Below are 20,405 nucleotides of genomic sequence, written 5' to 3' on the forward strand. Positions count from 1 at the left end.
TGACATGGACAGGAATCCGGGGCCGCCAGCAAGACAGCGCGGATAAAGACGAAGTCTCGCCGGACGAACTTACAGGAATCCTGAATAGTTCACGATGATCGTGTCCGGGATGATCAGTGCCCCAAACCACTGGCTGCAATCTGCTGCTCCACGTACTGGGCGAACAGCGCATGCAAATGCGTAGTCGGATGCAGGTCGTCGGCGAACAGATACGTCTGGTCCGCGTTGGGCGCGACGTAGGTCGCCGGCGAGCACAGCAACGAGGTGTCGTCGGGCGTTTTCGAGGGATCGCACGCCTGGGCCGTGTTGGACACGGCAAAGCCGTTGGCCTGAAAATTCGCGATCATCTGGTTCACCCAGGTGTACGCATCGATCTCGATGACCTTGCCCTGCAGCCCGTCCGATTGCAACGCGGCATTCAGCGTCGTGTTGAACAGTTGCGACAACTGGGTCAGGTTCGCGCCGCCGTCGGCCGAGGCCAGCCCCTTCGGCGACAAGCCGATGTTCGGAACGTTGACCACCACGACATGGGTGGCGCCGCCCTGGACGATCTGCGTGACAACCTGGGCCAGTGTCGTTGCAGCCGTTTGCACGGTCGAGGTCGCGGACGGCGGGTTGCCGGCGCGAAGCACGTCGTTCGCGCCCGCCCACACCAGCACCAGTTGCCCGGAGTTGAAGCTGCCGTACGTTCCCAGATAGCTCGAGACCTGCTGATTGACGGGCATTTCCACATTGCCGATCACGTCGGTGAGAAAGTCGTAGTCGGTTGCCGGTGTTGCGACTGTCGCTCCGCCCTCGGCATAGCCAAGGCCGCCTTGCGCACTCAATTTATGGTCGAAGCCGATCGTGAATGCGGCGTTGAGCGTGTTGCCGTAGTACTGCGCGACGTCCTGGGTCCAGACCTGCCCAGGATTGGTCGTGAAGCGGCCGCCGCCCACCGCGCTCGCGATCGGCGCATAGGTGCCGACGTCCGACAAGCTGTCACCGAACGAAACGACCTGCAGCGCGACGCCGCCCGGCGGCCCGCCTGGACTGCTGCCGGTTGCACCGCTGTTGCCGCCGCCCCCTCCTCCGCAAGCCGTCAGCACTGCAAACAGTAGGGCATGCATTGCCAGACGAACCGTGTTGTTGAACCGTCGCATCGTGCCTCCTCGCCGCTCTCGCATGGGTTACGCCTGCCTCACGACAGATGTGCGAGAAGTGGAGGAGCAAAAAAGGTGCCGCTCAGTGCTGCATCGACCGTGCGGCGAGCAACTGCCGATGGCGTGCTTCGGTTTCTTCGTCGGCGGGAAACATGGATTCCAGCCGTAGCTCCTGAGCCGCAACGTTCTGCGGCGTGCCCACGGTCGTGACCATCGAGAAATAGCGAAGCACGACACCCTCGCTGACGAAGCCAAGTGGAATGACGGGCATCATGGACGCGGCAGGCGACCCATGATGCGCCTTCCAGTCGCGCGGCACGTCGGGATAGGCCAGCAGTTCGTCGAGCAGATGCTGCGTGCCGGCGTCGATCACGCGCCCCACCGATTCGCGATACACGCGTTGCAGCAGGCTGCGCGAGACCGTGTCCCAATCGGCCACGAACGGACGCATCCCCTGAGGATCGAAGACCAGATGGAGCATGTTGCGCGGGCTTTTGCGCGCAGCCATGTCGATGAAGCAATTAAAGAAGCGCGGTGCGGCTTCGTTGGTCATCAGAACGTTCCAGTGACGATCCATCACGATCGCCGGGAACGGCTCGTGCTGGCGAACGACCCGCTCCAGCGCGCGAATGACGCCATGCATCTCCTGCGCATTCCATGCCGCCTCCGAATACAGCGGTGCGTAGCCGGCAGCGAGCAGCAAGTCATTGCGCTCGCGCAGCGGCACATCGAGCGTTTGGGCGAGCGTCAGCAGCGTGTCCCGGCCCGGCACGCTGCGCCCGCTTTCGATAAAGCTGATTTGACGCTGCGAGATACCGGCGTCGAGCGACAGATCGAGTTGACTCACGCCGCGCAGATCGCGCCAATAGCGCAGCAAACCACCGAGTTCGTTCACCGGCGCTTTCGAATCGAGGCTGGTGGCATTCATCGTGTTTCCTGATCGAGTTGGATGAAAACGAAAAGACGACAACGGAAGAATAGAAGCCGCCATGCATGGCGCCAATTACATCCCATGTAATCATTGCACCGCAAAGTCCGCACCGCCAGCCAGTGTCCATGAGCCGAAGTCGCCGAAGAATAATCGGTAGCAGAACAAACGAGCAAGGGGACAATTCCACGCGCACATCTCGTCAGACAAGGCTGTTGCGATTCGCCACCGCAACGGACCCGTCGATTGATCTCCACGCCGAAGTGGTCCATATTCAAGCTAACGCTTTCTTCCATCGTCCACCGATCCGCACTATCCCGCACTATCAGGCATCGATTTTGCGGCGCCCCCTGACCCGCCGCTACGCCAGCGCGCATAGCGGCAGTCAGTCCGATCTCTCGACGCTATGGTTTTTCCCATGTCCAAAGAATTCGAGCGGGTCGAGCCTGGCTTGCGGCAGTGCCCCTGCTGCGGGACCAGGCTCACTGGACCCATGAAATTCTGTCCCGAATGCGGGGCGAACCAGATGAGCGCGTCTCCCCGGGTGGAGGCGGCAAGCGAAATCCCGGCACCCCGCTCGCGACAGCAGTTCTATGCCTTCGCCAGCGTGGCCGTGTTCGCGCTCGCATTCGCCGCCTACGGGATCGCGCATCACGAAGAAAAGGAATCAACGCCGGTTCAGATGGCCAACGGGTCGGTGCTCGCGCCGCAAGTGGTGGCGATCCCGGCCGCCCGTGCCACCGACGACGACGACGAGCCGCCTGCGGCCCCGCAAGCGTCACCTGAACTCACGCCGCCGCCGGCGCCTCGCGTGGCGAGTCTCGACACCGTTCAGCACAATGCCGATGCGCGAGTGAGCCCTCACGAGGAACGCGTTGCTGCCCGCAAGACCAGCGCAAACATACATGCCGACGTGGCCAGAAATCTCGCCATTGCACGTGCGAGTCTGGACAAGAGCAATCTTTGGCCGGCACGCAGGGCCATCATGAGCGCGCTCGCCGAAGAGCCCGGCAACGGCGAAGCGCTACAGATGCAAGCCGAACTGGTTTCGCGCGAGCAGGAGCGCGACGCCCTGCTTGGCTACGCCCGGTTATGCGCGCGTGAGGGACAGTGGGTTTGCGCGTGGCAGAATGCGGGCCACGCCCTGACCGTCGACGCGTCGAGCCACTCGGCGAGCGAGTTGCTCTCCCGCGCCATTGCGAAGCGTGGAGCGAGCACGGCGGGAAGCCTCGACGCGGGCCCGCCCGCCGATGACGTCGATCAGTAGTCTTATGGTTGGCGATCTGCCGCGGGTCTCAATACCACCCGGAAGCGCGCCTTGCCGCGCATCGTTCGATCGTAGGCATCCGCCGCGCCCGCGAATGGACTACGCAGGGTTTCCTGACCGGCGCGCCCCCGGGCCTGCTGCCCAAGCCTGCTGACTGGCCGGACAACGCGCGCCTTTGCGGGCAGCGGCAGCGTCGCTGAAGGCAAGCCGAAAGCCCCGTTACACTTCAGAATCCTCATTTTTCGCCGTTACAGTATTGATGGCATGTCTTGTTGCGCCCCGGCGGAAAGGCCGGTTCCGGGAAAGCCAGCGTAGACGGCCTTGAGCGAACAATCAGCTTTCTTAACAGCATGGAAAACCCTGAAATCGACGCCGAAAGCGAATACTCTGTGCCGGTCCACGGTTTGCCCATGCCTGTGATCCGCTACGATGCGCGCGGTCAACGGCGCCACATGAATCGCGCGGCGATCGCGACGATGAGCGCCGCATCCGGGCCCGAGCCGCGGCTGTACACCGAAGCCGAACTGCTGTCACCGCAAACGCTGCAGCTCTATCTCGACGCCATTCTCGAAGTCGCCGCCACGGGTGCCGCGCGCAAGCTCGAACTGTCGTTCGACGGCATGCCCGCGACACGGTGCGAGCACTATGTCGTGCAGTTCGTCAGCGACCCGCTGCAGGACGCCACGCCCGGCGTACTGGCAATCTGGTTCGACGTCACCGCGCGCAAACGCGCGGAAGCCAAGCTGCGCGAACGGGAATCCTTTCTCGAGTCCCTGCTCGATACCATTCCCATTCCCGTTTTCTCGAAGGACCGCGAAGGACGGTATCTGCATCTGAACAAGGCGTTCGAGGCATTTCTCGGCGTGCCGAAGCAGCAATTCGTCGGCAAGACCGTGTTCGAAACCAGCCCCCGCGAACTGGCGCAAACCTATTTCGACATGGACGAAGCGCTCTTCGCGAGCGGCGGCATCCAGCAATACGAATTCAAGGTTCGAAACGCGCGGCGCGAAGTGCGCAATGTGGAATTCAGCAAGGCGGTCTTCCACGACGGCGAGGGCCGCCAGGCCGGCCTGATCGGCGCGATTCAGGACATTACCGAGCGCAAGCGCGCGGAAGGCGAACAGCGCGCCCAGTACGAAAAGATTCTCCAGCTCAACAAGCGCCTCGAAGACAAGGCGCGGGAACTCTCCGAGGCGCGCGCGCAGTTGATGAACGTGCTGCACACCATTCCCGACATGGTGTGGCTGAAGAGCACGGCCGGCGTCTTCATGCTCTGCAATCACGGCGTCGAGCGCTTTGTGGGCAAGTCGAAAGCCGAAATCCTCGGCAGAACCGACTATGATTTTTACGAAGCCGATATGGCCGATTTTTTTCACGAACGTGAAAAAGCGGCAATCGACGCCATGCGTGTTTGCGTCAACGACGAATGGGTGGTCTCGCCGGCAACGGGCGAACGTGCCTTGCTCGAAACCCGCCGGCTGCCGGTGCTCGACGCGCGCGGCACCGTGACGGGCGTTCTCGGCGTGGCGCGCGACATGACCGAGCGGCGCCGCGCCGACGAAACCCTGGCCCGGCGCGAGCGCGAATTCAGAACCCTCGTCGAGCACTCGCCCGACACGGTGGCGCGCTACAGCAGGGATTTTCGGCGCATCTACGTCAATCCGACTTTCGCCTCGCTCCTCACGAACGGCGCGGCAGCCCTGATCGGCAAGACACCGGCCGAATCGCCGGGCGGCCCCAATATGGAGCTTTACGAGCAGCAGCTCGAAGCAGTCTTTGCCACGGCACGCGACCGGGAATTCGAATTGAGCTGGGGCGAACCCGGCGGCAAAGAGCTATGCCACCTCATCAGGCTGACGGCGGAGCTCGGGGCGAACGGCACCGTGGAAACAGTGCTCGCCGTAGGGCGCGACATCACGGAGCTGCACGCCTCGCGGGAAAAAATCCATCGCATGGCGTATTTCGACGCGTTGACGGCACTGCCGAATCGCGCCCGGTTCAACGAGTACCTGCGCCAAACCATCGCCACCAGCGCGCCCGGGCACCTGACGGCCGTGATGATGATCGACATGGACCGCTTCAAGGGCGTCAACGACACGATGGGTCATGCGGTGGGCGACGAGCTGTTGCGCGAAGCAGCCGTGCGGCTGCAGGCTTGCGCACGACCTGGCGACACGGTCGCGCGTTTCGGCGGCGACGAGTTCGCCGTGCTGCTGCCCGGGATTCGCGAGCGCTGCCTTCTCGAACAGATTTCCGCGCAGATCATCAAGCGGCTCGACGAACGTTTCCTGCTGGACGGCCGGGAGGTCTTCGTGTCGTGCAGCCTTGGCATCGCGCTGCATCCCGTCGACAGTACCGACGCCGAAGACCTGCTGAAGTACGCGGATTCGGCCATGTATCTCGCGAAGCGCTCGGGCCGGCGAGGTTTTCGCTTCTACACGAAAGAACTGACCGTCGAGGCGACCGCGCATCTGCTGCTCGAATCGGAACTGCGCCGCGCGATCGATCAGGGCGAACTCGAACTGCATTATCAACCGCAGGTCTCGTTTCGCAATGCCGAAGTGATCGGCTCCGAAGCCTTGCTGCGCTGGAACCGGCCCGGCGTGGGCTATGTGTCGCCCGTGCAGTTCGTGCCGGTGGCGGAGGAAACAGGCCTGATCGGCGATCTGGGCAAGTGGGTGCTTCGCGAGGCCTGTCGTTCGGCATCCGAATGGAATTCGGGAAGCAAAACGCGCCACAAGGTGGCCATCAATCTGTCCGCGCGGCAGTTCCAGTTTCGCGACCTGGCCGTGACGGTGAAGGAAATCCTGGACGAAACCGGCTGCCGGCCCGAATGGCTCGAGTTCGAGATCACCGAAAGCCTGCTGCTGGAGGAAGACGATGCGGTAACCGGCACGCTTCAGGCCTTCAAGAACATGGGGCTTTCGATCGCCATCGACGACTTCGGCACCGGCTACTCCGCGCTTGCCTACCTGGCGCGCTTTCCGATCGACACGATCAAGATCGACCGTACATTCGTGCAGCGCGTTACCACGGACCGGCGTCATGCCGAGCTCGTGAAGGCGATTCTTTCCATCGCCCGCTGTCTTGGGCAGCAGGTCGTCGCCGAAGGGGTCGAGACGATGGAGCAGGCCGCGTTTCTCGATGCTCACGGCTGCCAGGTCGCCCAGGGCTTCCTCTACAGCAAACCGTTGCGCAAGCAGGATATCGCGGCGCTGCCGCGCTACCTCAAACACCCGTGAACGCCGCGATCAGAAGCCTTCGAGCACCAGCTTGCCGCGCGCCCGGTTGCTTTCCACGAGCTCGTGCGCGCGGCGCAGGTTTGCGGCGTTGATGGTCCCGAAGCTCTCGTTGAACGTCGTGCGCAACACGCCTTCGTCGATCAGCGAAGCGACCCGGTCGAGCAAGCGGTGTTGCTCGACCTGATCCTTTGTCGAGAACATCGAGCGCGTGTACATGAATTCCCAGTGCAGCGCGACGCTCTTCGTCTTGAGCTTGCGGAAGTCGAAGATCTCGGGGTCGTCGATCAGCGCGAGATGCCCCTGCGGATTGATCGACGCCACGATCTCGTCGAAATGGCGGTCGGTCTGGTTGAGGCTCGCAATATAGTCCACGCCCTCGAAGCCGATGCGCTTGAGCTCCTGCGAAAGCGGTTTCGTATGGTCGATCACGTGATGCGCGCCAAGGTCGGCCACCCATTGCGTGGTCTCGGGCCGCGAGGCCGTGCCGATCACCGTCAAGCCGGTCAGCTTGCGCGCGAGCTGCACGAGAATCGAGCCCACCCCACCGGCCGCGCCGATCACGAGCAGCGTCTCCCCGGTGGGCGCCGCGCCCGCCGTGCTCTCCGGCACCTTCAGCCGGTCGAACAGCAGCTCCCAGGCTGTGATGCTCGTGAGCGGCAGCGCGGCCGCCTGCGCAAAGCCGAGCGTTTGCGGCATGTGGCCGACGAGGCGCTCGTCAACCGCATGCAGCTCGCTATTGGTGCCCGGCCGCAGCAGCGACCCCGCATACCACACGCGATCGCCGGGCTTGAACAGCGTCACGTCGCCGCCAACGGCGCGCACCACGCCGCTCGCGTCCCAGCCGATCACCTTCGGCTGGCCGGCCTCGGGCGCCATCCTCACGCGCACCTTGGTGTCGACCGGATTGGCCGACACCGCATGCACCTCGACCAGCAGATCGTGCGGACCGGGCGCGGGCTCCGGCAGTTCGAGATCCACGAGCGATTCCGGATCGCTGATGGGCAGATTGCGATAGTAGCCAACGGCCTTCATGGTCGATACCTCCAGCTGACAATGTTAGGAAGCGGAAGTCCTGGCCCCGTGGATCCGTTCACGCGGCCCGGCCGTCCGTCACAGCTCGATCATCGGTCAGCGCGCACGGCCCGGAAAGCGGCGTCGCGAGGAATCAGCTTCAAACCAAAATTGAAAATGGCCGCCGAACCCAAACCCGGCGGGGCCGGCGGGCTTCAGGCGGCATAGGTGGAAAGGCGTTCGCGCAGCAGGTCGCGCAATGCGTTGACGGTCGGCGAAAGCATGGTCCGGTGGGCACAGACGAGATGCAGCGGTGCGCTCTCGCCCTCGAAATCGGTCAGCGCCGCTTCGAGGCGCCCCGCCTTGAGATCGGCCAGCACGTCGAGCCGCGATTTGTAGGCGATGCCCCGTCCCGCCAGCGCCCAGCGGCGCACGAGATCGCCGTCGTCGCTGCTGCGGTCGCCGCGCACGCTCACGACCGTTGCTTCGCCGTTCTTGAGGAAGGTCCAGCGGTCGTGCAGCGTGTCGCTCAACGCATAGCGCAGGCAGTTGTGCTGCGCGAGCGCGGCGGGCGACCCGGGGCGCCCGTGACGCGCGAAATAGTCGGGCGAAGCACAGAGCACGCGGCGGTTCTCGGGTACGAGCGGCAGCGCCACCAGCGTGGAGTCTTCGGGCACGCCATAGCGGATCGCAAGCGCGATCGGCGCGCGGAACATGTCGGTCACGCTGTCGCCTGGATGCACCTGCAACGAAACGGCCGGGTGCTGGGACTGGAATTCGTCGAGCCAGACGGTGAGCACGTTGCGGCCCAGATCGGAGGGCACCGAAAGCGACACGGTGCCGCCTATCGTTTTGCGCCCGTGGGCCACGGCGTTCTGGCCCGCCTCCACCTGCTCGATCACGTTGCGCGCGTACCGAAGATAGCCTTCGCCGTCGGGCGTCAGGCGCAGGCTGCGCGTCGATCGCGCAATGAGGCGCGTGCCCAGCTCCGCTTCGAGGCGCTTGAGGCCCGCGCTGGCAACGGCGGGCGTGAGGTCCAGCTGCCGTGCGGCAGCCGAAAGACTCCCGCTGTCTACCGCGCTGATGAAAATGACGAAATCTTCCAGTCGTATCATGGGCCGTTGCGTGAAAGCAGTCGTGTGCCAGGCGAGACTGTACACGAAGCGGCGCGACGACCCATGCGTCTATCAGGAGTGCTAGTTGCGCTTCTTATATCCAGATGTCGTTTGCGACTGTCCTTTCGTTTTCCGCTTCGCCGGTGTTGACCACGCCTCGCGGTTCGATCAGCAACAGTTTCACCTCCGCCTGCGCGTAAGGTTTATGTTCGACGCCCTTTGGCACTACACCCATCTCGCCCGCCTGCAGTTCGATCGCCCCGTCGCGCAGGTCGATGCGCAAAGTCCCTTCGAGCACGATGAACGTCTCGTCGGTGTCGTGATGCGTGTGCCAGATAAAATCGCCGAGCAGCTTCACGACCTTGAACTGATAGTCGTTCATTTCGGCGACGACGCGCGGCTGCCAGTGCCCTTCGATCCGGCGAATCTTGTCGAGCAGATTGATCGTCTGACCTTGGCCGCGTCGCTCAGGCGCGCGGGAGGAATCGATGTCCATGACGGCTCCGTTACAGTGGGTTTCAACAGAGCTTAGGCCAGGCGCGCGCGAGGCGTCTTGAACGATTGTGCGCGGCATTTAAGCGGATCCTGCAGGCACGCCGCCTGCGCGCGAACCTTTCGTGTCCCCCTTCAGCCGCGCCATCGCTATGTCAGTTCCGCGCCATCCTGGGCGCGTAGGATGGTTGCCTGGCACAGAACGAGAGGCGCCCAATGGATTCGTTCCCGCTCTTTATTGTCGGTGCGCCCCGCTCGGGAACGACCTTTCTTTGCTCGCTTCTGAACGAGCACCCGCTCGTTCACCTGACCAATGAATGCCGGATCTTCGCTCTGCTGAAGGAAACCCTGGACGTCGGCAGCAGCCGCCCGGATCTGCTCAGCCAGCTCCATCGGGAATCATTCGTCCGCTTCGGCGCTCGCACGCTTGGGCCCTGGGTCGAGCGCTTCTATCGTGAAGCACTCCATATTTCCGCGCCGATCTGGGGCGACAAACATCCGCCCTATGCCGACCCCACCATACTCTCCGGCCGCCTCGGCTCCGTTGAGCGCTTGCCGCGTTCGGGCTCGTGCCTTCGGCTGATACGCGAACTGCTGCCGCATGCGCGCTTCATCCATCTCCACCGCGATCCCACCCGCGTGGCCAACTCTCTGGTGCGCAAACGCTGGATTGGGTCGGTCGATGACGGCGTTCGGGTCTGGGGACAATACGTTACGGAAATTCTCGACTTCTTCGACGAAGTGCCCGCGAACCAGACGTTGACGATCGCCTATCGCAGTCTCGTTGAGGATCCGGATACGATCATTGCGCGCCTCGGCGACTTTCTCACGCTGGCAGACCCTTCTTCCCTCGGCAATTTTCTGCACGCGCAGCGCCGCACGCCCACACCGTTCAGCGACCCCGTTACCGATCTTGCCGATCTCTACATTGTCCCGAACACCCCGCCGACCGATGCCAAGCTCCTCGCGCTCGCGCAAGACGCGGCAACGCGGCTGGGTTATGGCGCTGCCTAGCGCGAAGAAATTATTTCTCGAAAGCCGCGGCGATTTCGACGGAATTTTGCATCTGACCGCCAATATCGATACCGGCGATTGTCGTGCGCCTATAGGATAGGGAGACCCATCCTGGAAAAGGAATAATCCCATGGAAAGCACGCTGCAAGGGCAGCTCACATGCTGGCGCCAGCATCTTCACCAGAACCCGGAGACCGGCTTCGAGGAAGTCAACACCGCGGAGTATGTCGCGAACATTCTCAAGACCCTTGGCCTCGAGGTTCATCGCGGCATTGGCAGCACGGGCCTCGTAGCAAACCTGACTGTCGGGAACGGCACGCGCGCAATCGCGCTGCGGGCCGACATGGATGCGCTCAACATCGCCGAGCATGCGCCCAACCGCGCATACGCCTCGCTCAACGCCGGGAAGATGCATGCGTGCGGCCATGACGGGCACATGTCCATGATGCTCGGCGCCGCACGACTCCTTGCCGAAAGGCGCGACTTCAACGGCACCGTCCGTTTCATCTTCCAGCCCGCCGAGGAACATGGCCGCGGCGCCAAGGCAATGATGGCGGACGGGCTGTTCGACCGGTTCCCCGTTCACGCCATCTTCGGCGCGCACAACATGCCGGGCATGCAAGCGGGGACATTCGCAACCCGCGCGGGCGGCATCATGGCAAGCGAGGATAATTTCGTTATCCACATCAAAGGGCGCGGCTCCCATGCCGCGCGGCCGCACATGGGCGTCGATCCCATCGTGATTGCCGCGCAGATTATCCTCGCGCTACAGACCATCGTTTCGCGCAATCTGGACCCGAGCCTGCAGGCCGTGATTTCCTGCACCGAGCTGATAACCGACGGCATTCGCAACGTCATTCCGTCGAACGTCATCATCAAGGGCGACACGCGCAGCTATTCGAAGGCAGTCCAAACGCTGCTCGAGACGCGCATGCGGGAAATCAGCGAAGGCATCTGCCGGACCCACGGCGTGGAATGCAGCTTCGAATACACGTATGAGTTCGCGCCGACGGTCAACTCCCCGGAATTCCTCGATGTCGCCGTTCAGGCTGCGCGCAACGTCGCCGGCAACGCTTCGGTCGATGCAAACGTCCGGCCCATGATGATTTCGGAGGACTTCGGCGCATTCCTGCAAGCAGTCCCAGGCAACTTCATTTTCATCGGCAACGGCAACTCGCCCGAAAGCGGCGGCATTCCGCTGCACAACGCGAGCTACGACTTCAACGACGACATTCTCCTGACCGGCGCGCGGTATTTTGCGGAGATTGCCCGTCTCGAACTGCCGGCTGGCTGAACGCTGGATGATGCGGCCGAGCGGTCGTCACTGGCCGCCCGGTGTCTTGTCACCGCTCGATCTCGACCGGCACACCAAGCCCGACTTTAACGCGGCTCATGCTGACCAGGGTTTTGAATCGCTTCACATTGTTGTTTGAGAAGAACAGTTCACGCGTGAGCTCGTTGTATTGCTCCATGTTCTGAACAGTCAGAATCAGCACGAAGTCCCATTCTCCGGCAACGTAATAGCATTGTTGCACCCATGGGCAGGCAGCGAAGATGCGCTTCATTTCATCGAGCCGGTCGATCTGCTCGCTCTCCACCTCAACCGTGACCACCACTGTCAGGTTGTAGTCGACCTTCTCGGGAGCCACAACGGCCGCGTAATGGTCGATAACGCCGAGTTCCGCCATACGACGGAGACGGCGATTGACAGCCGCCGCCGACAAATTGACCCGAGTGCCGAGTTCGCTCTGGGGCGTCTGCGCGTCACGCTGGACCTCGGCCAAAAGCTTGCGGTCAAAAGCATCCAGAATGGGTCCCATATTGAGCGATGGCCTCCCGTAATGCCCGAAATAGTATTGCAAACCTCGGCCCGAAAATGGGCCGACCTTTCCTTTTTACGCAATTTTATTCCAGAAAACAAGGCATTTAGCGAGAAGCCAAGGCTGGATGGGAGTCCTTACACCGCTACCTTCGGCTGCCACGCCGATTGACGCGCCAATACGGCCTCGGCGGTCTCGCCAACGAGTTCGCCATACGTTTGCGGCGCCGTTGCGCCTTCGGTGTTGATGAGCAGAACGCGAGACGATTCGTCGAGACCCGCCTGCTTCGAGAATTGCTTGTCTCGCAGCAATACGGTCAGCCCCGCCAGCCCAGCGGCGCCCGATTCGCCCGCCACGATCGGGATATCGGCTTCGCTACCCGACGCGAGCGTGCGCATTGCCGCCACGGCGTCATCGTCGGCAATGGTCATGAAGTGGTCGACGCAAGACTCCAGAAATCGCCAGGCAAGAGGCGATGTCTCACCGCACGCAAGACCGGCCATGACGGAATCCACCGACCCCGTCGCGCGTGCCGCACGACCTTCGAGTGCGCTCTGATACAGACAATCGGCCTGCCGCGGTTCGACCACGACGAACCGAGGACGTCTGTCGCCGTGGAACTCCCACAGATAGCTGGCAAGACCTGCCGCGAGGCCGCCCACGCCGCCTTGCAGAAACACGTGGGTAAACGCGGACTGTTCGGGGCGACTGCGGCTTTGGTCAACGACCTCGGCGGCGATCGTGCCGTAGCCCTGCATGACGTCGCGCGGGATGTCCTCGTAGCCCTCGTAGGACGTGTCGGATACGACGTGCCAGCCATGGGTGGAAGCCAGCCGCGCCGCCTCCTCAACCGACTCGTCATAGTTTCCCGCAATGCGCACGATTTTCGCGCCAAAAGCGGCAATCGCCTGCTCGCGCTCCTTGCTGACGTTCGCATGAAGGACGATGACGCAGTGGCAACCGAGCGTTTGTGCCGCGGCGGCCAGGCCCTTGCCATGATTGCCGTCGGTCGCGCTGATCACCGTGAAGTGAGTCAGCATCTCGCGATAACGGCCTTCGAACAGACCGCGCGGGTCGAGATTGTGTTCGGGCCAAAGACGAAGAACGAGACGCACAAGCGCGACGGGCGCGCCCAGCGCCTTGAAACTGCCGAGCACGGAGCGAGCCGACTCGTCCTTGACGGCAACACTCGCGATATTCAGCTTTGCGGCGAGACCGGCAAGCTCGTAGAGCGGCGTGGCATCTCGTGCAATCTTGCTCCAGGTGCGGAGCCAGTTACGGCTCTCGATCGCCTTTTCTATACTTAGCACTGCTTTCAATGAAGAAGGGTAAGATATTTTTCTGGCACGTTGATTTTCTACTAGCATGATGGTTTTACTCCAGCGGATTCAGTCAATTCGGCAAGACGCCCATTCAGGCGGCAAGTCGCTTCAGCACGACATCCAGCAAGACGTTGGCGCCATCCACCAGCTGGCCATCGTCTGTGTGCTCGCGCGGGTTGTGGCTGACGCCACCGCGGCTCGGCACAAAAATCATGGCTGCCGGCGCGATACGTGCAATCATCTGCGCGTCGTGACCCGCGCCAGACGTCATCCGGCGATGGGTGAAGCCCATTTTCTCTGCCGACGCCTCGATGGCATCGGCGAGTTGCGCATTGAAAACGACCGGCTCGAAGCGCACGAGCCGCTCAGTCGAAATCTTGACGCCTTCCTTTTCCGCGACCTCGACGAGAAACGCCGCGAGGCGGTGCTCGGCGTCCTGCAAACGTAGCTCGTCAGGGTCGCGCAGGTCTACCGTGAACACCGCTTTGCGGGGAATGACATTGATGACGTTGGGTTCGATATGAAGCATCCCGATGGTCGCCAGGGTTGTGCCGGCGGAAACTGCAAGCTCGCGCAGGAAGGTCTGCACGGCGGCGGCAACCCACCCGGCGTCATGGCGCAAGCGGGTCGGCGTCGTCCCCGCATGGTTCGCGTTGCCCTGGACGGTGATCCGCTGCCACGAAATTCCCTTAAGACTCTCGACGACACCGATGCGTATGTTTTCGGCTTCGAGAATCGGGCCTTGCTCGATATGCAATTCCAGATACTCGTGCGGCACGATCGCACCGGGTTCAAGCTCGCCGGCATAGCCGATGCGGCTCAGTTCGTCGCCCAGGCGGGTACCGTCAATGCCGACCGTATCGAGCGCCTCCTCCACGGACAGTCCACCCGCGTAAACGAGCGAACCCATCATGTCCGGCTGGTACCGAATGCCCTCTTCGTTGGTGAAGGCAGCCACGGTAATCGACCGGGCTGGTTTCGTTCCCGCCGCCCGGAAAGCGCGAACAACGGCAAGGCCTGCGAGCACGCCATAACAACCGTCCAACGCGCCGGCATTCTTCACGGTGTCGATGTGCGACCCCATCATGAGAGGACGCCGGCTACCGTCGTCGGAGTCTGAGCGTAAGGTCCCGAAAATATTGCCGATGCGGTCGAATCCGACGTCGAGGTCCAGTTCGCGCATCCACTTCACAACGAGGTCACGGCCGGCCCGCTCGTCATCCGTCAAGGCAATCCGGGTGCGGCCGCCAACCTCCGGGTCGGCGCCAATCTCGCCCAGCTCATGCAACTGCTTGACCAGGAGCGCCCCGTCGATCTGAAGCGACGGGGATGGGAATGCCAGGATGCTCATTTACCTGTCTCCATGAAGACGCGCTCCTGGCGGAGGCGCAGGAGCTTGCTTCAGAGAAATTTTATTTCAACAGGCTCTGAACTTTCCCTCATTCTTCTGCGTGTGCCATGAATAAATTTGCAATATCCGCACCGCTTACGCACAAAGGATTCGTCGCGCAAAAGCCTTCGCAGCGCAGGCGGCATGCAACGACAAAGTTTTTCTTTAGGACGTTGACACATTATCTCCTTTGCCGGAACGACGGGACACGGGAAGAATGCTGTGAAAGCAAGGCTTTCGTTCTTCAAACCCACCAGCATCGAACAAGGAGAGGTTTCATGGCTTACTTGCAGATCACCCTCAAAATCGCCGAAGCCAATCGCGCGGCCGCCGCCCGAGTCTATCGGGAGTACAAAGAGCCGTTCCTCAACACCATCGTCGGCGCGCAGTCGAAAGACCTGCTGATTCGCGAAGAGGACGTGCAGGTATTGCATGGCTTCGACAGCGTCAAAAACGCCCGGGCCTATTTGACGAGCGAGCTGTTCGCCAACGACGTAGTGGGTGAGCTTCGCCCCCTTCTGGCCGCCGAGCCCGACGTGCGCATCTATCAGGTCGCTTGATTCATACCGCTCGCAAGAAATGCTTCGCCCCCGTATATTCAGCCGTACTACAAGTAAAACGCCATGCTGGTCAACGCCGACTTCTCGCGCCGCGTCATCATTACGCCCGCCGACTACCGCTGGATTGCGTCGCCACAAGGCGGGATCGAGCGCATGATGCTGGACCGGCTGGGCGGCGAAAGGGCACGGGCGACCAGCATGGTGCGCTACGCGCCCGACTCCCGCTTTCCTCTTCACGAGCATCCGGGCGGCGAGGAGGTCTTCGTCCTTTCCGGCATCTTTTCCGAAGGCCGCCATCACTATCCTTCCGGTTGGTATTTGCGCAATCCGCCCGGCTCATCGCATCAGCCGTACAGCGTGAGCGGCGCGATCATCTTCGTGAAGCTGTGGCAAATGCCACCGGCCGATCGTGAACTTGTCCGCGTCGATACCAACGATCGAACCACATGGCAACGCCATAACCGAAGAACAATTTGTCCGCTGTTCTCGAGCGACACGGAGCAGGTTTCCCTTCATCGACTCCCCCCGGGCGACCCCCTCTTCGATGGCGAGGTGAGTACGGCGGAAGTCCTCGTGCTTGCGGGATCCGTAACCGCAGGACTCCTCTCCTACAAACGCGGCACGTGGATACGCCTGCCTGCAGGTGAATATCCGGAGTTTTCCGCCGGGGAGTCGGGTGTCCTCTTCTACCTCAAGACGGGCCATCTCACCGAAGCCGGGCTGAAGGGATGACCATGCGGACTGAGCGTGTTGCCGTGATCGGTGCCGGCTTGAGCGGTCTCTACGCGGCATTCTTGTTGCAGCGGCGGGGCATCCATGATTACCTCGTTTTCGAGGCACGGAAAACGCTGGGGGGGCGAATCCTGTCGCTTCCCGCCACCGCTCATGGAAATGCCGATCGCGTCGACCTCGGCCCCACGTGGTTCTGGCCGGACATGCAACCGCAACTCGGCAATTTGATCCACGATCTCGGCATCACGAGTTTCGAGCAGCACCAGGCCGGAGACATGATGATCGAGCGCTCGCACGGCGAGCCGCCCGTGCGGCTGCGAGGCTACGCGACCGCGCCGGTCTCGATGCGGCTGGCAGGCGGCATGGCGACGCTGACCGACACGCTCGCCGCCGCACTGAACGCGAAATCGATCCTCGCGGGCGAAGCGGTGCGCAGCCTTCGTTGCACAGGTAGCAAGGTGGAGGTGCGCAGCGAAAACCTGGCGGGCACGGTCACGACCACATGGGTCGACCATGTATTGCTGGCGCTCCCTCCGCGTCTGATCGAGGCCAACCTCAGCTTCGAACCGGCGCTGCCGCGCGCGTTGGCACAGCAATGGCGCAGTACGAACACATGGATGGCGCCGCACGCCAAGTACGTTGCCACGTACCCGTTCGCATTCTGGCGTCAGTCGGGCCTTTCCGGCGAGGCGCGCAGCGCTTGCGGCCCGCTTGGCGAGATACACGATGCCTGCATGGAGCGCGGTGGCGCTGCCTTGTTCGGATTTTTCGGCCTGCCTGCCAGCGTTCGCCGGAACGCGACGGAGGACGTTCTACGCAGGCATTGTCGTGCGCAGTTGGCGCGATTGTTTGGCCCAGACGCCGCAACACCAAAAGCGGAATTCATCAAGGACTGGGCCAGCGATCCTCATACGGCCACAACTCTCGATATCGAGGGCGCGGCGCAACATGCCCTGCCGGCGGCAAATGCGCCGCTTGGCTCGTGGAACGGACGCCTGACCGGCATCGCGAGTGAATGGTCGCAGCAGTTTCCCGGATATATCGCGGGTGCGATCGACGCGGCATATCGCGGCGTCGAGGCGCTCACCCTCCACGATCGGTCGACGTCGAGCCATGGAAGAAAATGGCCTATTTGATGGAGCAATCATGAGAGCGGTTTATCGAGCAGTGCAAATTACCCGTCCCGGCGTTCTGGAGCTGGTCGAAAGGGAAACCCCGATACCGGGCGATGGTCAGGTGCTGATCGAAGTCGAAGCGTGTGGAATATGCGGTGCGGACGCACGCGATATCGAGAATGCGGGCCCGGCTTCGCCCCATGCGCGAATACCGGGCCATGAAGTGGTCGGCCGCATCGTCGCGAGAGGCGCAAACACGCCGTCAACGTGGGAAATTGGCCAGCGCGTCGGAGTGGGCCGGCTTGGCGGTCACTGTAACGCGTGCTCGCAATGCCGGCAGGGCAATTTCCAGCTCTGTCTAGACCAGCCCGTCCTCGGCGCATCTTGCGACGGCGGCTATGCCGAAATGATGCTGGCGCGCAGCACCGGACTCGTGTCGATTCCGGACGAACTGCGTTCGGAAGAAGCCGCGCCCATCCTGTGCGCAGGCATCGCCACGTTCAATGCCCTCAAGAAATGCGGCGCCGAAGCGGGTGACATCGTCGCGATCCTGGGCGTCGGCGGCCTGGGACACATGGCATTGCAGTACGCTCGCCGCATGGGCTTCAAGGTTGTCGCGATCGGTCGAGGCAGTGAAATTGCCGACGATGCCAAGGCATTGGGCGCTCATGTCTACATCGACAATAGCGAGGAGGACGCTGTGGCAAGGCTTATCGGCATGGGCGGCGCGCGCGCTATCGTCACCACCGTCGGTCACGCGAATACGGTGTCGCAAGTGCTGGGTGGACTGGCGCCTCAAGGCCGTCTGATTCTGCTGGGGGCCGGCAAGGACCCGTTGACGGTTTCACCGGGCTACTTCGTAGGCGGCGAGCGCAGCGTCCAGGGTTCTCTCACCGGCACACCCTACGAGAACGAGAAAGCGCTCGATTTCAGCGTTCTGGCCGGCGTTCGTCCGATGATCGAGGTCATGCCGCTCGAGAGGGCCAACGAGGCTTATCAACGGATGCGCTCCGGCGACGTCAAATTCCGCATGGTGCTCACAATGGCGCGTTGACGCGACCAGGCCGGCCGTGAACGCTTCTTCCGACCGCTACGCCCATTTCATGCGCCAGGGCCAGGAAGCCCGCAATGTAAGCGACGTCTTCTTCTCCCCGGCGCACGCCAAGATTGATGCTCTTGTTGATGCCGTGCTCCCCGAGCCGCACAGTGCGGATGGGAAGGCCCTCGCCTTCCTCCACCACCAGCCATTCCGGGAGCACGGCCACGCCGCGTCCGGCCGCAACCAGTTGCAGCATCAGGTCGACCTGCTCGGCGGTTCGGTGAAATTTCGGCTTGCAATGGGCAGGCACGAGAAATCGCGTATAGACGTCGAGCCGCTCCTTGCTTACCGGGACCGTGATGAGTTCCTCGTCAAGCAAGTCCTTCGGCAAGGCAAATTCGTGCGCAGCCAGCCGATGCGCGTCCGGCACCACCAGAACCAGCTCATAGTCGATTACCGGCGAGAAGACGACGTCCGGAACGTCGATAGGGTCGGGCGTAATCAGCAGATCGATTTCGAATCCGAGGAGCGCGGCCACGCCGTCAAAGCGAAATGCCGTCCTCACGTCGAAATCCACGTCCGGCCACGCAGCCAGGTAGTGCGGAGTGAGCCGCGTCAGCCATTTTTGGCAAGGATGGCATTCCATGCCCACACGCAACGAGCCTGTGCGACCTTCGGCAAAATCAACAAGCGTCCGCTCCGCGTGCTCCATCTGGGGAAGCACGCGTTCCGCGAGTGCGAGCAGATATTCGCCCGCATGCGTAAAGCGAAGGCCGCGGCCGTTCTTCGTCCATAGCTTGACGCCGTGCCGTTCCTCGAACTTGCGCACCATGTGCGAGAGCGCGGATTGCGTGACGTTCAACCGCTCCGCAGCGGCAGTGACACTACCAAGGCGCTCGACTTCCATCACGATCGAGAGGTATTGGAGGTCTAGCATTTCCTGTCTCCGTTTACCGGACCTGGGCTTCGTGACGTCAGCGCGAATGCAGCAAGACCGAATACCGGGCCGGGCACCAGGAGCCAGGTCGCATCGAGCCCGATATGCTCGAACAAGATCGTTGTAGCGGCAATCGATGCCACCGTCAGTGCAAAGCCGATTGAGTTTTGAATCGCGAGCGCGCCCCCTACGAGAACGGGCGGACACGACTTCGCCGCAAGCGCTGAGAACTGGGGCGAATCGGCAATAACCGAAGCACCCCAAACCATCAGCAAGGCCACGACGGCCTCGGGAGCAAGGTAGCGCCAACCGAGCGAAAAAATAAGCGCGCATAGCCCTGAAATTGCCAGCGCACCGACGGCAACCCTGGCACTCCCAACGTATCGCGACAGGGTTCCGCCAATCAGCGAGCCGAGGGCGCCTATGCCGATGACGATAAACGACCAGCCCGAAACCTGGGTGCCGGGAAAGTGCGTTGTCAGCGACGTCCGTGCAATCAGCAGCGGCACCGCGGTCCAGAACGTGTAGAGTTCCCACATGTGGCCAAAATACCCGAGTGTCGCGGCGCGAAACCCGCGAATCCGGAATGCCGCAAGCACGGACGGCTGCCGGGCCGCCGATCTGTTTGGGTCCGTCGCCCCGCGAGACCGCACAGCGGCATGCGGTCCGTCTCCCAGTGCGGCGATGATGCAAGCGCCGCCTATCGCGAGTATCGACGAGGCGGAAGTGATGAGTTGCCACGGAAAGCCCGTTCCCATCAAACGCATCGCATGAGGGAGTGCGGTGCCGAGCGTGAGCATGGCGACCAGTTGAGCGAGGGCCTGCCCCGTGCGCTCCGGTGCCCAGCCGACTATCAGCTTCATCCCCATCGGATAGATGCCGGCGAGGCAAACGCCCACGCCAAACCGGAAGAAGGCTCCGCTGACAAGGCCGGTGGAAAGCCAGGCAAAGCCGAAGTTGAAAACCGCTCCGGCGATTGCGCTGCAGACGAAAATCCGGCTCGCGCGAAAGCGGTCGGCTGCGCCGCTCAACGAAATAAAGAGGGTGCCAAGGATGAAGCCTAGCTGCACCGCGTTCGTCAACCACCCGATGTCGGCCGCGCTCGCGTGCCAGATTCGCATCAGGTCGGCGGCGGTGCTATTGGCACTGAACCACAACGCTGTCCCGAAGAGCTGCGCGATTGAGATCGACGCTACCGGGCCGAACCGATCGACGAGCAGCTTTCGCAGCCCAGTCGCCCTGATGGATACGCTTGAACTCATTGCATGTTCCGACGAAA

Annotated in this window: 18 protein-coding genes; 8 read left to right on the top strand and 10 right to left on the bottom strand. The window is 62.4% G+C overall.

Annotated elements, in window-relative coordinates; translation table 11 throughout:
- Positions 1-113: 113 nt before the first annotated feature.
- Positions 114-1,142, bottom strand: coding sequence for an SGNH/GDSL hydrolase family protein (locus BAC01S_RS23805; RefSeq protein ID WP_027797016.1), 1,029 nt, complete (start codon positions 1,140-1,142; stop codon positions 114-116).
- An 82-nt stretch (positions 1,143-1,224) separates the two neighbouring features.
- Positions 1,225-2,070: a helix-turn-helix domain-containing protein gene (locus BAC01S_RS23810; protein ID WP_027797017.1), complete on the bottom strand. Its 846-nt coding sequence runs from the start codon at positions 2,068-2,070 to the stop codon at positions 1,225-1,227.
- A 526-nt stretch (positions 2,071-2,596) separates the two neighbouring features.
- Between BAC01S_RS23810 and BAC01S_RS23815 the strand changes: the two genes are divergently transcribed.
- Both BAC01S_RS23815 and BAC01S_RS32390 read left to right on the top strand, forming a co-directional pair.
- Complete coding sequence (locus BAC01S_RS23815) at positions 2,597-3,337, top strand: hypothetical protein (protein WP_156954521.1); 741 nt, start codon at positions 2,597-2,599, stop codon at positions 3,335-3,337.
- Positions 3,338-3,687: 350 nt separating this feature from the next.
- Positions 3,688-6,579, top strand: a complete 2,892-nt coding sequence (locus tag BAC01S_RS32390) for a sensor domain-containing protein (RefSeq protein WP_052408830.1) — start codon at positions 3,688-3,690, stop codon at positions 6,577-6,579.
- Positions 6,580-6,588: 9 nt separating this feature from the next.
- Here the strand turns inward: BAC01S_RS32390 and BAC01S_RS23825 are convergent, their stop codons facing one another.
- The 3 genes from BAC01S_RS23825 to BAC01S_RS23835 form a co-directional block, all read right to left on the bottom strand.
- Positions 6,589-7,611, bottom strand: coding sequence for a zinc-binding alcohol dehydrogenase family protein (locus BAC01S_RS23825; protein ID WP_027797019.1), 1,023 nt, complete (start codon positions 7,609-7,611; stop codon positions 6,589-6,591).
- A 194-nt stretch (positions 7,612-7,805) separates the two neighbouring features.
- Positions 7,806-8,705 (bottom strand): LysR family transcriptional regulator, encoded by a 900-nt coding sequence (locus BAC01S_RS23830; RefSeq protein WP_027797020.1) that lies wholly within the window; start codon positions 8,703-8,705, stop codon positions 7,806-7,808.
- A gap of 94 nt (positions 8,706-8,799) precedes the next feature.
- The gene (locus BAC01S_RS23835; RefSeq protein ID WP_027797021.1) at positions 8,800-9,201 is read right to left on the bottom strand and encodes a cupin domain-containing protein; all 402 of its coding nucleotides are present in this window, start codon (positions 9,199-9,201) and stop codon (positions 8,800-8,802) included.
- A gap of 212 nt (positions 9,202-9,413) precedes the next feature.
- On the opposite strand from BAC01S_RS23835, the gene BAC01S_RS23840 reads away from it, so the two are divergent.
- Both BAC01S_RS23840 and BAC01S_RS23845 read left to right on the top strand, forming a co-directional pair.
- Positions 9,414-10,211, top strand: coding sequence for a sulfotransferase family protein (locus BAC01S_RS23840; protein WP_027797022.1), 798 nt, complete (start codon positions 9,414-9,416; stop codon positions 10,209-10,211).
- A gap of 130 nt (positions 10,212-10,341) precedes the next feature.
- Positions 10,342-11,505 (top strand): M20 aminoacylase family protein, encoded by a 1,164-nt coding sequence (locus BAC01S_RS23845; protein WP_027797023.1) that lies wholly within the window; start codon positions 10,342-10,344, stop codon positions 11,503-11,505.
- 49 nt (positions 11,506-11,554) lie between these two features.
- On the opposite strand, the gene BAC01S_RS23850 is transcribed toward BAC01S_RS23845, so the two are convergent.
- The 3 genes from BAC01S_RS23850 to BAC01S_RS23860 form a co-directional block, all read right to left on the bottom strand.
- Complete coding sequence (locus tag BAC01S_RS23850) at positions 11,555-12,031, bottom strand: Lrp/AsnC family transcriptional regulator (RefSeq protein WP_027797024.1); 477 nt, start codon at positions 12,029-12,031, stop codon at positions 11,555-11,557.
- A gap of 137 nt (positions 12,032-12,168) precedes the next feature.
- Positions 12,169-13,398, bottom strand: coding sequence for a diaminopropionate ammonia-lyase (locus tag BAC01S_RS23855; protein WP_027797025.1), 1,230 nt, complete (start codon positions 13,396-13,398; stop codon positions 12,169-12,171).
- Positions 13,399-13,444: 46 nt separating this feature from the next.
- Complete coding sequence (locus BAC01S_RS23860; RefSeq protein ID WP_027797026.1) at positions 13,445-14,704, bottom strand: Zn-dependent hydrolase; 1,260 nt, start codon at positions 14,702-14,704, stop codon at positions 13,445-13,447.
- A 317-nt stretch (positions 14,705-15,021) separates the two neighbouring features.
- On the opposite strand from BAC01S_RS23860, the gene BAC01S_RS23865 reads away from it, so the two are divergent.
- From BAC01S_RS23865 to BAC01S_RS23880, 4 genes are all read left to right on the top strand, one after another.
- Positions 15,022-15,303, top strand: a complete 282-nt coding sequence (locus tag BAC01S_RS23865; RefSeq protein ID WP_027797027.1) for a hypothetical protein — start codon at positions 15,022-15,024, stop codon at positions 15,301-15,303.
- A 63-nt stretch (positions 15,304-15,366) separates the two neighbouring features.
- Positions 15,367-16,035 (top strand): cupin domain-containing protein, encoded by a 669-nt coding sequence (locus BAC01S_RS23870; RefSeq protein WP_027797028.1) that lies wholly within the window; start codon positions 15,367-15,369, stop codon positions 16,033-16,035.
- Positions 16,032-17,171 (top strand): flavin monoamine oxidase family protein, encoded by a 1,140-nt coding sequence (locus tag BAC01S_RS32395; RefSeq protein WP_043203473.1) that lies wholly within the window; start codon positions 16,032-16,034, stop codon positions 17,169-17,171. The genes BAC01S_RS23870 and BAC01S_RS32395 overlap by 4 nt, the downstream gene beginning before the upstream one ends.
- A 10-nt stretch (positions 17,172-17,181) precedes the next feature.
- Complete coding sequence (locus BAC01S_RS23880) at positions 17,182-18,204, top strand: alcohol dehydrogenase (RefSeq protein WP_027797029.1); 1,023 nt, start codon at positions 17,182-17,184, stop codon at positions 18,202-18,204.
- Here the strand turns inward: BAC01S_RS23880 and BAC01S_RS32400 are convergent.
- Entirely contained in the window at positions 18,188-19,126 is a 939-nt protein-coding gene (locus BAC01S_RS32400; protein ID WP_043203475.1) for a LysR family transcriptional regulator, read from the bottom strand. The two genes, BAC01S_RS23880 and BAC01S_RS32400, sit on opposite strands and share 17 nt — an antisense overlap.
- Entirely contained in the window at positions 19,120-20,388 is a 1,269-nt protein-coding gene (locus BAC01S_RS23890) for an MFS transporter (RefSeq protein ID WP_043203477.1), read from the bottom strand. Before BAC01S_RS23890 ends, BAC01S_RS32400 begins: the two co-directional genes overlap by 7 nt.
- Positions 20,389-20,405 lie beyond the last annotated feature (17 nt).

This window comes from Paraburkholderia acidipaludis NBRC 101816, from assembly GCF_000684975.1.
GTDB lineage: Bacteria > Pseudomonadota > Gammaproteobacteria > Burkholderiales > Burkholderiaceae > Paraburkholderia > Paraburkholderia acidipaludis.

Bases quoted from the DNA above. Each gene is read 5' to 3' on its own strand.
- BAC01S_RS23805 (WP_027797016.1), bottom strand. From the start codon at position 1,142: ATGCGACGGTTCAACAACACGGTTCGTCTGGCAATGCATGCCCTACTG.
- BAC01S_RS23810 (WP_027797017.1), bottom strand. From the start codon at position 2,070: ATGAATGCCACCAGCCTCGATTCGAAAGCGCCGGTGAACGAACTCGGT.
- BAC01S_RS23815 (WP_156954521.1), top strand. From the start codon at position 2,597: ATGAGCGCGTCTCCCCGGGTGGAGGCGGCAAGCGAAATCCCGGCACCC.
- BAC01S_RS32390 (WP_052408830.1), top strand. From the start codon at position 3,688: ATGGAAAACCCTGAAATCGACGCCGAAAGCGAATACTCTGTGCCGGTC.
- BAC01S_RS23825 (WP_027797019.1), bottom strand. From the start codon at position 7,611: ATGAAGGCCGTTGGCTACTATCGCAATCTGCCCATCAGCGATCCGGAA.
- BAC01S_RS23830 (WP_027797020.1), bottom strand. From the start codon at position 8,705: ATGATACGACTGGAAGATTTCGTCATTTTCATCAGCGCGGTAGACAGC.
- BAC01S_RS23835 (WP_027797021.1), bottom strand. From the start codon at position 9,201: ATGGACATCGATTCCTCCCGCGCGCCTGAGCGACGCGGCCAAGGTCAG.
- BAC01S_RS23840 (WP_027797022.1), top strand. From the start codon at position 9,414: ATGGATTCGTTCCCGCTCTTTATTGTCGGTGCGCCCCGCTCGGGAACG.
- BAC01S_RS23845 (WP_027797023.1), top strand. From the start codon at position 10,342: ATGGAAAGCACGCTGCAAGGGCAGCTCACATGCTGGCGCCAGCATCTT.
- BAC01S_RS23850 (WP_027797024.1), bottom strand. From the start codon at position 12,031: ATGGGACCCATTCTGGATGCTTTTGACCGCAAGCTTTTGGCCGAGGTC.
- BAC01S_RS23855 (WP_027797025.1), bottom strand. From the start codon at position 13,398: ATGCTAGTAGAAAATCAACGTGCCAGAAAAATATCTTACCCTTCTTCA.
- BAC01S_RS23860 (WP_027797026.1), bottom strand. From the start codon at position 14,704: ATGAGCATCCTGGCATTCCCATCCCCGTCGCTTCAGATCGACGGGGCG.
- BAC01S_RS23865 (WP_027797027.1), top strand. From the start codon at position 15,022: ATGGCTTACTTGCAGATCACCCTCAAAATCGCCGAAGCCAATCGCGCG.
- BAC01S_RS23870 (WP_027797028.1), top strand. From the start codon at position 15,367: ATGCTGGTCAACGCCGACTTCTCGCGCCGCGTCATCATTACGCCCGCC.
- BAC01S_RS32395 (WP_043203473.1), top strand. From the start codon at position 16,032: ATGACCATGCGGACTGAGCGTGTTGCCGTGATCGGTGCCGGCTTGAGC.
- BAC01S_RS23880 (WP_027797029.1), top strand. From the start codon at position 17,182: ATGAGAGCGGTTTATCGAGCAGTGCAAATTACCCGTCCCGGCGTTCTG.
- BAC01S_RS32400 (WP_043203475.1), bottom strand. From the start codon at position 19,126: ATGCTAGACCTCCAATACCTCTCGATCGTGATGGAAGTCGAGCGCCTT.
- BAC01S_RS23890 (WP_043203477.1), bottom strand. From the start codon at position 20,388: ATGAGTTCAAGCGTATCCATCAGGGCGACTGGGCTGCGAAAGCTGCTC.